At 68.9% G+C, this 13,978-nt stretch carries 11 protein-coding genes; 4 read left to right on the top strand and 7 right to left on the bottom strand.

The genetic code is table 11. The annotated features are described in order from the left end of the window. Positions 1–263: 263 nt before the first annotated feature. A complete protein-coding gene (locus ACP7BP_RS20245; RefSeq protein ID WP_426247330.1) occupies positions 264–2,003 on the bottom strand; it encodes a sensor histidine kinase in 1,740 nt (579 codons plus the stop codon). Between the two features lie 205 nt (positions 2,004–2,208). On the opposite strand from ACP7BP_RS20245, the gene ACP7BP_RS20240 reads away from it, so the two are divergent. Beyond that, the gene (locus tag ACP7BP_RS20240; RefSeq protein ID WP_426247329.1) at positions 2,209–2,838 is read left to right on the top strand and encodes a hypothetical protein; all 630 of its coding nucleotides are present in this window, start codon (positions 2,209–2,211) and stop codon (positions 2,836–2,838) included. Positions 2,839–2,997: 159 nt separating this feature from the next. On the opposite strand, the gene ACP7BP_RS20235 is transcribed toward ACP7BP_RS20240, so the two are convergent. Beyond that, positions 2,998–5,667 carry a M14 family zinc carboxypeptidase gene (locus tag ACP7BP_RS20235; protein WP_426247327.1) on the bottom strand — a complete coding sequence of 890 codons (2,670 nt, stop codon included), beginning with the start codon at positions 5,665–5,667 and terminating at the stop codon, positions 2,998–3,000. Positions 5,668–5,884: 217 nt separating this feature from the next. Between ACP7BP_RS20235 and ACP7BP_RS20230 the strand changes: the two genes are divergently transcribed. Further along, on the top strand, positions 5,885–6,382 hold the full coding sequence (locus ACP7BP_RS20230) for an Lrp/AsnC family transcriptional regulator (protein WP_426247325.1): 498 nt from the start codon (positions 5,885–5,887) through the stop codon (positions 6,380–6,382). 362 nt (positions 6,383–6,744) lie between these two features. Here the strand turns inward: ACP7BP_RS20230 and ACP7BP_RS20225 are convergent, their stop codons facing one another. Both ACP7BP_RS20225 and ACP7BP_RS20220 read right to left on the bottom strand, forming a co-directional pair. Then, positions 6,745–7,383 (bottom strand): NAD-dependent epimerase/dehydratase family protein, encoded by a 639-nt coding sequence (locus ACP7BP_RS20225; protein WP_426247323.1) that lies wholly within the window; start codon positions 7,381–7,383, stop codon positions 6,745–6,747. Between the two features lie 354 nt (positions 7,384–7,737). Further along, positions 7,738–8,853: a MerR family transcriptional regulator gene (locus ACP7BP_RS20220; RefSeq protein ID WP_426247321.1), complete on the bottom strand. Its 1,116-nt coding sequence runs from the start codon at positions 8,851–8,853 to the stop codon at positions 7,738–7,740. A gap of 115 nt (positions 8,854–8,968) precedes the next feature. Here ACP7BP_RS20220 and ACP7BP_RS20215 point away from each other — a divergent pair, with 115 nt between their 5' ends. Then, positions 8,969–9,562, top strand: coding sequence for an MOSC domain-containing protein (locus ACP7BP_RS20215; protein WP_426247319.1), 594 nt, complete (start codon positions 8,969–8,971; stop codon positions 9,560–9,562). A 162-nt stretch (positions 9,563–9,724) separates the two neighbouring features. Here ACP7BP_RS20215 and ACP7BP_RS20210 read toward each other — a convergent pair whose 3' ends face one another. Continuing rightward, on the bottom strand, positions 9,725–10,303 hold the full coding sequence (locus tag ACP7BP_RS20210; protein WP_426247317.1) for a DinB family protein: 579 nt from the start codon (positions 10,301–10,303) through the stop codon (positions 9,725–9,727). Between the two features lie 187 nt (positions 10,304–10,490). Here ACP7BP_RS20210 and ACP7BP_RS20205 point away from each other — a divergent pair, with 187 nt between their 5' ends. Then, positions 10,491–11,051, top strand: coding sequence for a hypothetical protein (locus ACP7BP_RS20205; RefSeq protein ID WP_426247315.1), 561 nt, complete (start codon positions 10,491–10,493; stop codon positions 11,049–11,051). A 28-nt stretch (positions 11,052–11,079) separates the two neighbouring features. On the opposite strand, the gene ACP7BP_RS20200 is transcribed toward ACP7BP_RS20205, so the two are convergent. After that, positions 11,080–11,901: a hypothetical protein gene (locus ACP7BP_RS20200; RefSeq protein WP_426247534.1), complete on the bottom strand. Its 822-nt coding sequence runs from the start codon at positions 11,899–11,901 to the stop codon at positions 11,080–11,082. Positions 11,902–12,019: 118 nt separating this feature from the next. Beyond that, positions 12,020–13,420 (bottom strand): replicative DNA helicase, encoded by a 1,401-nt coding sequence (gene dnaB / locus ACP7BP_RS20195; RefSeq protein WP_426247532.1) that lies wholly within the window; start codon positions 13,418–13,420, stop codon positions 12,020–12,022. Positions 13,421–13,978: the final 558 nt, after the last annotated feature.

Below are 13,978 nucleotides of genomic sequence, written 5' to 3'. Positions count from 1 at the left end.
GGTCGGCTTGTGTCCTACCTGCCTCTGGGTGACGTTCGATGGCCTTATGCACAGCCCGCCGTCGGTGAACGCCGATGGCATCTACGTGATGGCCCTGCCTGACGCCGTAGCGGGTGGGCCGGCGGAGGTAGTAGTCGATCCACGAGCCGTCGAGCTCGACGTCCGTCACGATATAGACCCAGTCGTCCCCGTTGCTCTTGTGCGCGATGGTGCCACCACGCCGACGGCGCGGTGGGGCGCCGCACCCCGGAAGTGGGCTGCCATCACCCTGCGAGCGGGACGCCCAGGCCGGGGGTGGTGTGATCCCGGAGAGCGTGGACCACTGGGATGCGGACCATGAACGTGCTTCCGGCACCGAACTGGCTCTGGACGGTGATGCATCCGCCCATCAGTTCGGAGAGCTCCTTGCAGATCGCCAGGCCCAGCCCGCTGCCGCCGTAGCTTCTGGTCATCGAGCCGTCGACCTGGTTGAAGGACTCGAACACAGACTCTTGGTCCTCGTCGCGGATCCCGATGCCGGTGTCGGTCACGACGAACTCCACAACATCGTCCACACCGCCTTGGTCAACGGCGCTCGCGGGACGCACCACCAACGACACCCGTCCCTGCAACGTGAACTTCAGGGCGTTGTCGAGGAGGTTGGTGAGGACCTGGAACAGCCGGCCGGAGTCGCCGACCACCATTTGAGGCACACGGGGGTCCAGGTCCCACTCGAACCGGATGCCCGCATCGATCGCGCGTGGTGCGTAGACATCGCCTGTATCGGCCACCAGGGCATGGAGGTCGAACGCCGTCGAGGCCAGCTCGAGCTCTCCGGCCTCGATCCGGGAGAAGTCGAGGATTCCCTCGACCAGCGATTTGAGCAGTTTCACTGAGCGGTCCATCTTCGCGAGGAGCATGAGCTGGACGTTGTCCAGCGGCGTGTCCTCCAGGATCTCTGCGGTGGCGAGCACGGTGGTCAGGGGCGTGCGGATCTCGTGGCTCACGTTCGCCAAGAACATCGACTTGGCGCGGGACGCCTCCAGTGCCGCATCACGCGCCGCCACCAACTCGCGGCGGGCGCCCTCCTCGGAGCGGATCAAGCGTGCGGTCCGCACGATGGCGAGCGTGATCAGGACCGCCGTGCCGATGAACAGCCGGCCCGGGTGGTCGTGCTCGCCTCTCAGGTCGCCGATGACCTCGAGTACCGGCGGCACGAACAGAGGACCAACAGCGAGCACGATCTGCGTGGCCAAGCCCGGTGGCGAGTCCACGCCTGCTGCGTCGTCGTCTACCTCGTGGACCCGCCACGCGGCGCGTGCCAACAGGATCGCCCCGACCATCCACGCGACCTCCATTGCCACCTGCGTGCCGCCGTCGGAGGCCTGCAGGTATGCCACGTTGGCGCCCAGCCACAGGCAGACGCCCACCACGAACGAACCGCCGATGGTCGCACGTGATCGCCCGCCCATCAGGACGCGCACCACGAAGGCGAGCAGGACCGCGCCCGCGACGGAGTACATCGCCCACACCGTGCGCACGAGCGGCGACACGCTGTGGTCATGAACGATCGCGTCGACAGCGAGGCTCCAGAAGATCAGTACGCAGACAACCACGATGGTCGCCGCGTCGAGCAGGCGGTCCGCATCGAGGCGCCTGCCGCCTTCCTGGCTGCGGCTCCTGCTGAGCACCACCCACATGGCAGCACACACAGCGATGTAGGCGGCGAACCGGAACGGGTCCGAGATGGACGCATCGGACCTCGCGCCCGTGAGGTCGAGTGAGGACCACAACACATCACCCAGCGCCGACAGGGAGATGCCGGCCGCGATGAGACGCGGCACCAACCGCCGGTCACGCGGTGCTCGTTCGGCGCCTACCCACGCGCCGACGCTGGCGCCGACCAGCACGCCCAAGTAGCAGGTCGCCGAGACGGCGGCGTTGTCCGCACGGGCGAAGACCACAACCGTCGCCACGACGACGAGCCCCACGGCTCCACTCGCCCACCCTGACTTCCCTATCACGCGACGGACGTTACGCAGTCAGCGTTTGCTTTTACCCGCAATGGCGTAATTGGGAGGTCGACCATTCGGCTGCGAGGTCGTGGGTGCGTCCGAGGCCACGTCTCTTGGGCGGATGAGTGATCGCCGATTCAGGCTGCCTCGACTGTGCCGCTGACCGGCCCGGTCGAGGGGCCGCCGCGCCCCGCGCCGTAGGTAGGCTCCACGCATGGGGTGGCGATTCTGGGCGGCAGAGAAGAGCGAGGCCGAGACGAGCCTTGAGGCTCTGCAGGAAGAAGACTCGTCATCCGCCGGGGGCGACGGGATCATGGTGAGCGTGGTCGAGACCCCTGCCGACCGGGCGCCGGGGTCGCCGCTGTCCTGCCTCAACGAGGGTGACCCCGTCCACGTCGGCGACCGCGTCCAGCTCGCGACCTCGTTCGGGGTCCAGGAGACGAGCATCGTCTCGATCACCTGCGAGGGCGCGCCGTCCGTCACGCTCCGCTACGACGAGCGCGGCGAGATCGTCCTCGACAGCACCACCGACCTCAGCGACGTCTACCGGACCTCCTGCCTGATGGACCCCAACACCTCCGACGCCGTCCCGGACGGGGGGTTCCTCCTGCAGGTGCACACCGCCGAGCAGCGCGACAAGGACGTCTACGTCGTCGGCCGGGCTTCTGGTCGAGTGACTCAGGGCCGCACCGCGGTCGTCTCCCCCTGGACCGACCCCCGCGAGCGCTTCGCCAAGGTCAAGGAGGTCGAGGAGCTGCCCGACGGCCGGATCGGCGTCCTGCTGGCCAAGCGCGATGCGTCCACGTTCGAGTTCGGCGACGAGGTCCAGTACTTCGCGGTGTGAATCTGCGAACGTCCCGACGGTGAGTACGCCGGTGAGTACGCCGCCCTCTGGCGCGCTTGGACCCCTGACCGCCACACCGATTCGTTGCGACCTCACAGGTAGCCTCGCGCGGGCACGGGGCCGACGAGTCGGTGTGGGGCAGCGGGGACGGTCGGCGCGTCAGCCGGCCTCGCCCAGGCGGGTGGCGAGCTCCGCGGCACTGACCGGGGTGCCGGCGCCGTTGTAGATCGCGTTGGTGACCACGGTCCAGGCCGCGCGCGGCCAGGTGCGGAAGGTGATGTGGCCGCCCGCGATGGTCGCCTGCCCCTCGCCGACGTCGAACGTCGCGACGTTGGCCGCGCCGGCCAGGGTCCCGCTGCCCAGCGCGTAGCCGCTGGCGAGCAGGTCGTCCCCGGCCGGGTAGGACGCGGCGACCTCGCCAGGACCGGTGAGGCGGAACGCCGGGTCGTTGTTGAACCAGACCGGCCAGCTCGCCGGCATGCCCCAGGCCGCCGGGACGGCCGTCCGGAAGGACTGCTTGAGCAGCGCACCGGGCACGTTGAGCACCGAGCGATCGGTCGAGGCGACGTTCTCGACCGGCAGCGCGAGCGCGTCCTTGGCGGTCATCGACGCCGAGCCGAGCGCGACGAGGTTGCCGCCGCCCTCGACGAAGGCCCGCAGCCGGGCCGGTGCGTCGGGGACGCCGCGCGCCCAGTGGAACTCCTCGGGGTAGCGCGAGGGATCGAGGCCCTCGGTGAGGGTGCGGGTCGAGACACCGGGGGCGAGCACGACGGTGTCGAACTGGGCGAGGTCGGCGTAGTCGTCGGCCTCGACCACCTCGTAGTCGACGCCCCACTGCTCGAGCATCCACATCATCCAGCCGCCCGGCATGTTGTTGGCGCCGCGCACCAGGCCGACCTTGGTGGTCGCGGCCAGCTCGATCGCCCGGGTCTTCGGGAGCTTGAGGGCGGCGTAGACAGGCAGCCCGGTCTCGGCGCTGATCGTGGTCAGCGCCTTGCGGGCCGCCGGCGTCGCGGCCACCATCAGCGCGCCCGGCGGCAGGGTGCGGCCCACGACCGGCGTACGCCCCTCGGCGCGGAACATCGGCACCCCGAGGTGCTCGAGCGCGGTGATGACCTTGCCGAGACCGTACGACGTCGGGCTGAGCACGTAGGCGCCAGAGGCTCCCGGGTTGGGCGGCGCCGGCGTCGCGACCGGGCCGACCTCCTCGACCACCGTGGTGGCCACGTCGATCGCCTCGTCAACCGCGTCGACGTCGACGCCCATCAACAGACCGAGATTGTCGGTGGTCTCGCTGTAGGGGAGGATCAGCGGGCAGGTCGCACACTTGCGGGCGCTGTCGGGGTAGGCGTCGACGCGCAGCAGCTGGTCGACCCAGCGGCCCAGTGGCTGGTCGGTGCGCAGGATCCAGGAGCCCTTCGGGTAGCGGGTGCCGGCGACGGTGAAGGCCCGGTCGGCCTTCAGGATCTCGGCGTTGCCGCGGTCGAAGATCGACAGCATGTCCATGACGGCGTACGGGTCGCGCTGCTGCGCCGACACGACGTAGGCCGCCGGGCCGGCGTCGTAGGTCTCGCTGTTGGCGTTGCTGCGGTAGAGGTTGTTGTAGAGCCACTCCATCGGGTCGCTGGCAACGGTGTCCATGCCGGAGTACGCCGCCACCTCGCCGTACTGGACCATCTGCTTGAACGTCCACGTCTTGGAGTCGTAGGGCAGCGGCGAGCGGAGCGTTGCGGTGGCCGGCTCGAGGATCTTGTCCGAGGTCACCGTGTAGGCCAGGTCGCGGGCCGAGGCGATCTCGGTGAGCCAGGTGCTGGTGCCCTGGAAGGTGCTGTACCCCATGACGTCGGCGTTCCACATGATGCCGTAGGCGTCGTCGGTCTTGGCGCCCTTCTTGCCGGCCGCCACGAGGTCGCTGTTGGCCTCCTGGCCGATGCTGTTGGCCGAGGCGACGGTCAGCGGGTCGAGGACGGGCGACATCGGCTCGTCCCACGGCGGGGACCAGATGCGGGGGCTGTCCGTGCCGGCCTGGTGCATGTAGTGCTGGGCGACCGGCCGGTACTTCTGCTCCAGGGCCACCCGGATCTTGGACTCGACCTGGGTCATCATGAACCAGTCGCGATTGTTGTCGTGGCCGACGTACTTCTGGTAGAGGTCCGGGAAGACCCGCGCGTAGCCGGTGCCCGCGGTCTCATTGAAGTAGTTGATCACCCGGTTGTGGCCGTCGGGGTTCTGCGACGGCACCATCAGCACCACCATGTTGTCCAGCCACCGCCGGGTGACGTCGGAGTCCTCGGTGGCCATCCGGTAGACGACGTCCATCAGCGCCTGGGTGCTGCTGACCTCGGTCGAGTGGATGCCGGCCTCGACGTAGTAGACCGGCTTGCTGGTGGCGGCCAGCTGGCGGGCGTAGTCGTCGCGCTCCATGCCGGCCTGCTCCGCCTCGGCGGTCATCTTCGCCGGGTCGCTGAGCCGGGCGTTGATGTCGAGGATCTCGTCGAGGCGGGCGAGATTCTCCGCGGAGCTGATCCGCAGGATGGGGAAGTCCTCGCCCTCCGTGGTCTCGCCCACCACCTCGTACTCGATCTCGGGCGAGGCCTCCGCGACCTGCTGGAGGTAGTCCTTGATGGGCGCGAACGCCGCCAGCTTGCCCTCGTCTCCCATCGCGAAGCCGAAGAACTCGGCGGGGGTCGGTACGTCGACGCGCGGCTCAGAGCTGGTGGGTGCGACCTGCCCGGGCGGCGCCGCACTGCCGGCCTGGAAGAGGCCGACACCGCTGATGGTGACTGCGGCGGCGGTGAGGAGCGACGTGGTGACCCTGTGCAGGCGCATGGGGGACTTCCTTTCCAGGACGACCGAGGCGCCCTGCCCGAGGCCTGCCATCCTCCGGCGGCGCCGCGCAGCGGTCAATGCGCGTCTCGCGGCGGCGCCCGATCAGAGACGGTTGCCCCGACCGCGGGGGTGCGTGCGCGCGCATCGTCCACCGCGAGGGCCCTGACGACTGCCGGCGCTGGACGATCTGCCGGGCCGGCCTGGCATCCTGGCCGCGATGACCACCGAGCCCTTCCCGCAGGTCGACGACGTCGACCGGGCGATCCTGGAGTCCCTGGCGCGAGACGCGCGCGCCTCCATCAGCGCGGTCGCGGAGGAGGTGCACGTCTCTCGCGCCAACGCCTACGCCCGGGTGCAGCGACTGGTCGAGTCGGGTGTCATCGACGCCTTCACCGTGCGCGTCCCGCCGGCCGCCGTCGGGATCGGCGCGTCGGCGTACATCGGCCTCAACATCGCGCAGGACTCCTGGCGCGAGGTGCGGGAGGCCCTCTCCAAGGTCGAGGGCATCGACCACGTGGCTCTGTGCTCGGGTGATGTCGACGTCCTGGTGCTGGCGCGGACCCCGGACATCGCGACGCTGCGCGACCTGGTGCTGGAGGGCATCCGGTCGATCCCCGGCGTGCTGACGACCAGGACCAGCATCATCCTCGACGAGCTCGACAACCCCGGCCTGCCCGGCCGGGCGCTGGCGGACGGCGGCCTGGTCGGAGGCTGAGCCGGCGGGTTGTCATCCATCGAGCGGTAGTCGTCCGATAAGGCCATCGACCGGACGCCGGAGGGGGAGACCCGGTCGCCCACTCACTCAGTTGGATCCAGAGGTCAGCCCGTCGACGAAGTGGTCGATGAAGAGTCGCGCCACCAGGTCTCCCCTTGACCCGGTGTCGGACTTGGCGAAGATCAGGCCGAGACCGATGTGGAGATGACGCCGGCGAGCCCGATCAGGAGCGTCTTGGTGAGCCCGAGCCGATCGCCGAGCGTTCCGGCGATGAGGAGAAAGCCCGTTGGGTGAGGGGAACAGTGCCGGTGGAAGGCCGGGCTCCAGCCCTCGAGAGGCACGGCTCTGCCCGACGGTCGACGTCAGTCGGTGATGGTGACGGTGCCTGAAGGCGACTCGAGCAGTTCGACCGTGCGCTGGGCGGCACGATCGATATGCACACGCGGCTCGGCTGGCACGGCATCCGGGTTGTAGGTGCCGGGTCCGTAGAACTGCCCGTAGCTCAGCACGACTCCCCCTTCGGCGAGTACGGAGGTCTCCAGCTGCTTCACGGCCAGCGCGTCGGGTCCGTCGGGGAGTTCCCACGCGACCGTCTGAGCGAGGACCTTCGGGCTCCCGGCGGCACGGGAGGCGTCGATGATGTTGGCGTTGCCCTCGGTTCGGATGCGGGCGTTGAGGTCGCCGAACTCAGCGATCCTGTTGACGTCGTCGGGCAGGTCGGTGAGCTCATTGAGGATGATGTCGGGAGCGAACGCGACGACGGCCGAGATCAGCGCGTCCCGATCGAAGACATCGACGACGACGGGTTCGGCGCCGAGCTCGGCGATCCTTTCCGCCTTGGCGGCGGAGCGCGTCATGCCGGCGACCGTGTGGCCGGCGTTGACGAGGAGGGGGATGAGGCGCTGGCCGATGACGCCGGAGGCGCCGGCGAGGAAGATTCTGGACATGGTGTTGCCTTTCGATCGTGTGGTTTCGATGGCCCGGGCGGTGCCGGGGCTCACGCGTGGCCCGCGATCCGTGCGCGCCTGGTCGAGGAGGCTGATGAGGGCGGGGCGCATCGTGAGCCCGTGAGCAGACGACCGCGGGGATCTCCCGACACTATGCACAAAGAGGCCTTGTCACGAGCACCATTCAACCTCTGTGATTCCAGACCACTTTGGGTGCCTGAACGAGGGACAGCCGGAGCGTGCCGGGCAGGGGCGGCTCAGGGTAGACCTGCAGCGAAGACTGACGAACTCGACGCGGGCTACCTTGACGGATCCAGCCTCACGGCCAGCGCTCGTCACGGTACGAGTATCGCGACTTGAGGGGCTCGCTCCTGCGCGAGGCTCGGCTGGGTGCCCGCGTTCCCGGCCTCAGGCCACCAGCAGGCGGAGGCCGAGGTCGGCCGCGTCGAGTCCGTCGAGGTCGTGGTTGCGCTCGGCCCAACGGCCCGAGTCAAGGTCGTCGCGCAGGCCGCTGACGACCCGCTGCTCGGCATCCGGCCCGACCCTTGTCCACACCGACATCGCCCGCCGTACGTGCTCTTCCAGGTAGGCGTGCGGCCGGCGCCAGTAGGCCTCGAACAGGCCGTCCGCGCAGTCCCACGGGACGAGCACCGGCTCTGCGGCGGCCCCGATCGGCCCAGTCAGCTCGGAAAGCGTCGGCCAGTCCGCGAAGAGGCCGGCGAACTCGGGCAGGTAGTCGCGGGTCAGCCAGAACCGGCGCCGCTGTGTGGCCTCGCTCGCGTCGAACGTGAGGACGACCACGCGGCGGGCCACCCGTCGCAGCTCGCGCAGCCCGGCGATCGGGTCCTGCCAGTGATGGACCGTGGAGACGGCCATCGCGGCGTCGAACGACTGGTCCGCGAAGGGGAGCCGCTCGGCCACGGCGTCCACGCACGGCGCCGCGCCCGTGGGGCGCTGCGCCCGCATCACCGCCGATGGCTCCACCGCGGTCACCTGGCGGTCCGAGGGCTCGTACGAGCCGGTGCCGGCTCCGACGTTCAGCACGGTCCGGGCATCCCCGAGCGCGTCCCAGATGCTCGCGGCGATGTGCGGGTCGGTGTGCCGCGTGGCGGTGTACGCGCCACCGATCACCTCATACAGACGCGGCCCGATCATCTCCAGCTGCTCCTTCGGCGTCATCCGCTGTCCCCTCGCTCGGGCCTCGAGCTCCCTGTCGATAGCCGCCACCAGGGCATCGGCGCGATGGCGCTGATCCAGCAGCAGGCCGCGCAGCCGGTGCAAGTGCGCGATCGCGTCGGTGGTCGGGTCGCCGACCAGGTCGGCGACCTCCAGCAGGCCGAAGCCCAGCCGCCGGTAGGCCAGCACCTCCCGCAGCCGCTCCACGTCGCGCGCTGAGTAGGCCCGGTAGCCGGCGGCGGTGCGGGCTGACGGCTGGGCCAGGCCGATCTCGTCGTAGTGGTGCAGCGTGCGGACGCTCACCCCGGCCAGCTCGGCCACGCGTCCCACCGTCAGGTACTCCTCCATGCCCCGACTCTGCGCCATGACGCTACGTGAGGGTCAAGCGCCGCGCCCCCAGAACGCCGGCTCGCAAGTCTGAGTCCAGAGCAAGACCCCGATGGCTCGTGGGAGGATCGGAGCCATGGCCGCCCACGTGGTCTCTGTCAGTCGCGACGAGACCCACCGGTTCAGCAAGGAGCCGTGCGCTTCGATCACCCTGGTCGAAGGCATGGGGGTCGCCGGTGACGCCCACGCCGGCGCAGTTGTCCAGCATCGGTCTCGCGTGCGCCGCGGCCCGGATCAGCCGAACCTGCGTCAGGTGCACCTCATCCACGACGAGATCCTCGACGAGGCGCGAGCCGCGGGACACAACGTCGGACCAGGAAGCCTCGGCGAGAACATCCTGACCCGCGGACTCGACCTGCTCTCACTGGCCACTGGCACCCGGCTACTGATCGGTGGCACCGTCCTGCGAGTCACCGGGCTGCGCAACCCGTGCCGTCAGATCAACCGATACTCGGCGGGACTGCTCAAGATCGTCCTCACCCGCGACGACAGTGTTGCCGCGAGCTCTGCCGGGACGCTCCGCGCATCCGTAGCCAGGGAGTCATTCGACGGCGTGGTGCGGAAGGCGGGTGTCATGGCCGTCGTCGACCGGGGCGGAGAGGTGCGGCCGGGCGACTCCATCAAGGTCCGCCTGCCTGACGAGCCACACCGCCCGTTGGCTCCCGTGTGAGTCCCCCGCACACCAGCGATCCACGACACCGGTGATTGGTGTGCGATGCCGGGTGGCGCCGGAACCGGCGGCAGAGCGCATCGCCGCACTCCGATCTGCTCACGGCCATCCGACGGCCGTACGGCGGCGCCGGCGGTGGTCAGCCTGAGCTCGCGATCCAGGTCAACCGGCTGACCTGGCGGCCGCCTCGATCTCCTCGCACCGCTCCGTCCAGAAGGCTGCGTCGTGCGGCTTCACGGCCATGGCCTCCGCGTCGGTGCCGACCGCTCCGTCGAGCTGCTCGCGCAGGATGTCGGCATGACCGGCGTGCCGACTGGTCTCGGCAAGCAGGTGGACCAGGACGTTGAACAGGGGCACCTCGGCGTCCTGCCACCAGGCGACGCGGCCCGTCGCATCGAGAGCGAGGGCGTACACCGTCGCGTCGCTGTGGTTCCACACGCGTCGGTAGCGGTCGACGATGTCGCTGCGCGACTCCTGCTCAGTCGCCCACATGTCGGCGAGTCGCTCGGCCTCGACGTCCCATCGAGGCAGGGGTTCGGGAAAGGGACGGTCGAAGACCTCGCCCAGGTACCTGGCCTCCCAGGTCGCCAGGTGCTTGACGAGGCCCAGCAGGTTGGTCCCGGTGACGGTGAGCGGGCGACGGACGTCGTACTCGGAGAGCCCGTCGAGCTTGGCGAGCACCGCCTCCCGCTGGTGCTTCAGGTAGCCGTACAGGTTGGCCTTCGCAGCGTCGTCGATCATGGGACAGCACCCTGCCACGAGCGCCACCAGGTGGCAGCAGATCGCGGGCCCAGGGCTGGTCGACGGCGTGGGGAGTAGCGTGCCCCCACTCTCCGCCGGCGAGACCCGCGCGGGGGGACCTCTCACGATTCCGAAGGAGCGCGACAGTGACGTGGCCGCATTGCATTCACCGCCCTGGCAGGGTCCGTTGAGCGAGCGGGACGTCTCGGTCGAAGCGCAGGTGGCGGATCTCGCCTCGAGGGGCTTGCCGATGGCGCCAGGTGCAAGCATCGACGACCTGATCACTCTCGCCGGTGGTCGCGAACGCCTGGAGGCAGAGCCATACCTCCTGCTTTTGTCGGTCGCAGGCGCTTCTCAGCTCCAGCAGGAAGACGCTCGAGCAGTCCTACCGACCGGACAGGTCGATCTCGAGTGTGTCGAGGACGACGACAGCTACCCCCGCGTGGTGCGCTACATCGCCTCGGCGGCCGGCACGTCCGACCGCCTGGACGTCGTCACCTCGTCCCTGGGCGCTGACGCGGGAACCTGCACGATTTCAGTCCGGTTCGACGGTACGTCGCGGCTTTTCGAGGCAGACGTGCGGGGTGACTGGGCCGACAGCATGACCCTCTGCGAGATAGCGGAGCTGCTGTCTCCGTCCGGCTACGAGCCGGCCTTCTTCTATCCTGCGGGCGCCCTGGGCATCGCATGGGTGCCCGATGGACAAGCAGAGGCGTTGGAGTCCTTCTTGCGGCGGTACGCAGATTGAGCGCCTAAGTCCCCACGGCCTCATCAGCTCACGCCGACGTGCGGATTCCCGGCTCCTCCGTCGGCTGACCAGGGTCGGTCAGCGTGTCCAGGTCGAGCAGCCGTACGTTGCCCTGGTCATGCCGCGCCGCGAGAGACCAGATCGTCGTGTCGTAGTCGGCACCCGGCAAGCGCACGACTGCCTCGTCCGCGACGTGGAAGTGCCCGTGCACCAGCAGCCGTGGCTGAACGCCCAAGACCGCTCGAGTGACCTTCTCGATGCCTTCGTCGGCGTACGCCAAGATGTCCTCGGGCCAGTCGAGAGGGTTGCCGGCGATGATGTCGGCGACGGCTGCGGTGCAGTAGGGCGGGCCAGGGCTGTCGTGGGTGAGCATGATCTCTGCGTGACCACCCGCGATCGTTGCCTCCACGTGCTCCTCGCGGATCACCTCGGACGGCCACCAGTCGATGCCCTCGGTCAGCATGTCGCGGTTCACTGACGGCGCACTCCCGAGAGCGACGAACGAACGGCCTCCCATCTCCCAGCGATGCCCTCGCGGCAGCATCGTGACGTGTTCGGTCACTTCGATTGGTCTCGGGCTGCCGTCCTCCGCCTGCCAACGCGGGTCGGCCCACATCGCGTCGAGCCGGGCCCAATTCTCATGGTTTCCGGTGATGCAGAGCAGTTCGATCCCGTACCCGGCACAGATCGACTCGATAGCGGCGAGGTACGCCTCAGGGTCTGGCCCGTACCCGAACCGGAGGTCGCCCAACTGGCAGGCCACGCCCACGTCACCACGCTCGCCGAGCAGTCGGAGACAGTCGACAGCCGCTGTCTGGTCGCCCTCCAGGTCGCCGATCAGTCCGATCATCACGCCGGCGAGCATGCCAGACACACGAATCGACCCTTGGTCGCCGGATGGGGATCCTCCCGCGGGGCGAGGTAGGCAAAGTCAAAGGTCGCTGCATCTCGACAAGCAAGGCACGTGGTCAGTGCGCCATATCCACGAAGCGCGAGTAATGACCCTGGAAGGCGACGGTGAGGTCGCGGGTGGGGCCGTTGCGGTGCTTGGCCACGATCAGGTCGGCCTCGCCGGGTCGGGTCGACTCCTTCTCGTAGACGTCGTCGCGGTGGAGCAGGATGACCATGTCGGCGTCCTGCTCGAGCGAGCCGGACTCACGCAGGTCGCTCATCATTGGGCGCTTGTCACCACGCTGCTCGGGGCCACGGTTGAGCTGGGACAGCGCGATGATCGGCACGCTCAGCTCCTTGGCGAGCAGCTTGATCTGGCGGGAGAACTCCGACACCTCGAGCTGGCGGGACTCGACCTTCTTGCCCGACGACATCAGCTGCATGTAGTCGATGACGATCAGCCTCAGGTCGTGGCGCTGCTTGAGGCGGCGGGCCTTCGCCCGGATCTCCATCATCGTCATGTTCGGGGAGTCGTCGATGAACATCGGCGCGCTCGAGACCTCGCCCATCTTCTTGGCGAGCTTGTCCCAGTCGTCCTCGTTCATGTTGCCGTTGCGGATGTGGTTGAGCGGCACCTTCGCCTCGGCCGACAGCAGTCGCATGGTGATCTCGGAGCGCGTCATCTCGAGGGAGAAGAACACGCTGGTCATGTTGTTCTGGATCGAGGCTGCGCGGCACAGGTCCAGGGCCAAAGTCGACTTTCCCATGGCCGGCCTCGCCGCGACGATGATCATCTGGCCGGCGTGGAGACCGTTGGTGAGGTCGTCGAGGTCGGCGAAGCCGGTGGGCACGCCGTACAGCCCCGCCTCGCGGTTGCCGATGGCCTCGATCTCGTCGAGGACGCCGTTCATGATGTCGCTCAGCGGGGCGTAGTCCTCGGCCGTACGGCGGTCGGTGATCTTGTAGACCTCGGCCTGCGCCTGGTCGACGACGTCGTCGACCTGCCCCTCGCCGGCGTAGCCGATCTGGACGATCTTGGTGCCTGCGTCGACCAGCCGGCGCAGGATCGCCTTCTCGCGCACGATCTCGCCGTAGTAGGCGGCGTTGGCGGCGATCGGGACGTTGGCCGAGAGCGTGTGGAGGTACGGCGCGCCGCCCACCCGCTGCAGCTCGCCGCGCCGCTGCAGCTCGGCGGCGACGGTGACCGGGTCGGCGGGCTCGCCGCGGCCGTAGAGGTCGATGATCGCGTCGTGGATGATCTCGTGGGCCGGGCGGTAGAAGTCGACGCCGCGGACCACCTCGGACACGTCGGCGATGGCATCCTTGGAGAGCAGCATCGAGCCGAGCACGCTCTGCTCGGCGGCGGGGTCCTGCGGAGGAGTGCGGTCGCCCGGCCGGGACGTGGCCTCGCCCGGAGCAAAGGGTGAGGGACCATCACCCCAGTGGTCGTCGTACGAGCCTGGGGGTGAGCCGTGCAGGTCGTCCTCGGTGATGCTCAACGCTTCTCCCTGATGTCGGCTCCCCATGTCGGCCGCAGACACGGCCCGAACGTCGGCAGGGTGGCGGCGGTTGCCGTCTCCCCGCAGGCTAGAACCGGGCACCGACACTTCCCGAGTCCTCGAACCGGCCGTCCTGAAACAGCGCGGTTCGTCATGTTGACCGTCCGGACCGTACGTCGCGGGCACCCCCGGTCGATAGCGCCCCATCCACAGGGCCTGGGGATAACCGCGTCCAATCCGTGGACGACACCCGCTTCTGTGTGCACCCGCTGGGGACAGGCCTGTGGACAACCTGGCCATCGCAGCCGGTCGACCCGCTCTGACCTGCGCAGACTCCGTCCTCAGGGTGTGGAGGAGAAGAACTCTCCAGAATGTCCGCTTCATCTTCTCGACATGTGGGCTTCACCGGTTGCTTTGTCGACATGCCGTCCGGCGGGCCGGTGGCCAACAGGTTGGCCCGAATCATGCACAGGCCGACAGCAGTCCACATGTAGGGATCACTATTGGTCGCTGACCATTACTGATCGTAGAGTCGTG

This window comes from Nocardioides sp. LHG3406-4 (assembly GCF_049897745.1).
Lineage (GTDB): Bacteria > Actinomycetota > Actinomycetes > Propionibacteriales > Nocardioidaceae > Nocardioides.
Note: the sequence above shows the minus strand (reverse complement) of the source record. Positions and strands in the feature narration are given on the sequence as shown.

Coding starts and splice junctions, on each gene's coding strand:
- ACP7BP_RS20240 (WP_426247329.1), top strand. CDS start 2,209: ATGGGGTGGCGATTCTGGGCGGCAGAGAAGAGCGAGGCCGAGACGAGC.
- ACP7BP_RS20235 (WP_426247327.1), bottom strand. CDS start 5,667: ATGCGCCTGCACAGGGTCACCACGTCGCTCCTCACCGCCGCCGCAGTC.
- ACP7BP_RS20230 (WP_426247325.1), top strand. CDS start 5,885: ATGACCACCGAGCCCTTCCCGCAGGTCGACGACGTCGACCGGGCGATC.
- ACP7BP_RS20220 (WP_426247321.1), bottom strand. CDS start 8,853: ATGGAGGAGTACCTGACGGTGGGACGCGTGGCCGAGCTGGCCGGGGTG.
- ACP7BP_RS20215 (WP_426247319.1), top strand. CDS start 8,969: ATGGCCGCCCACGTGGTCTCTGTCAGTCGCGACGAGACCCACCGGTTC.
- ACP7BP_RS20210 (WP_426247317.1), bottom strand. CDS start 10,303: ATGATCGACGACGCTGCGAAGGCCAACCTGTACGGCTACCTGAAGCAC.
- ACP7BP_RS20200 (WP_426247534.1), bottom strand. CDS start 11,901: ATGATCGGACTGATCGGCGACCTGGAGGGCGACCAGACAGCGGCTGTC.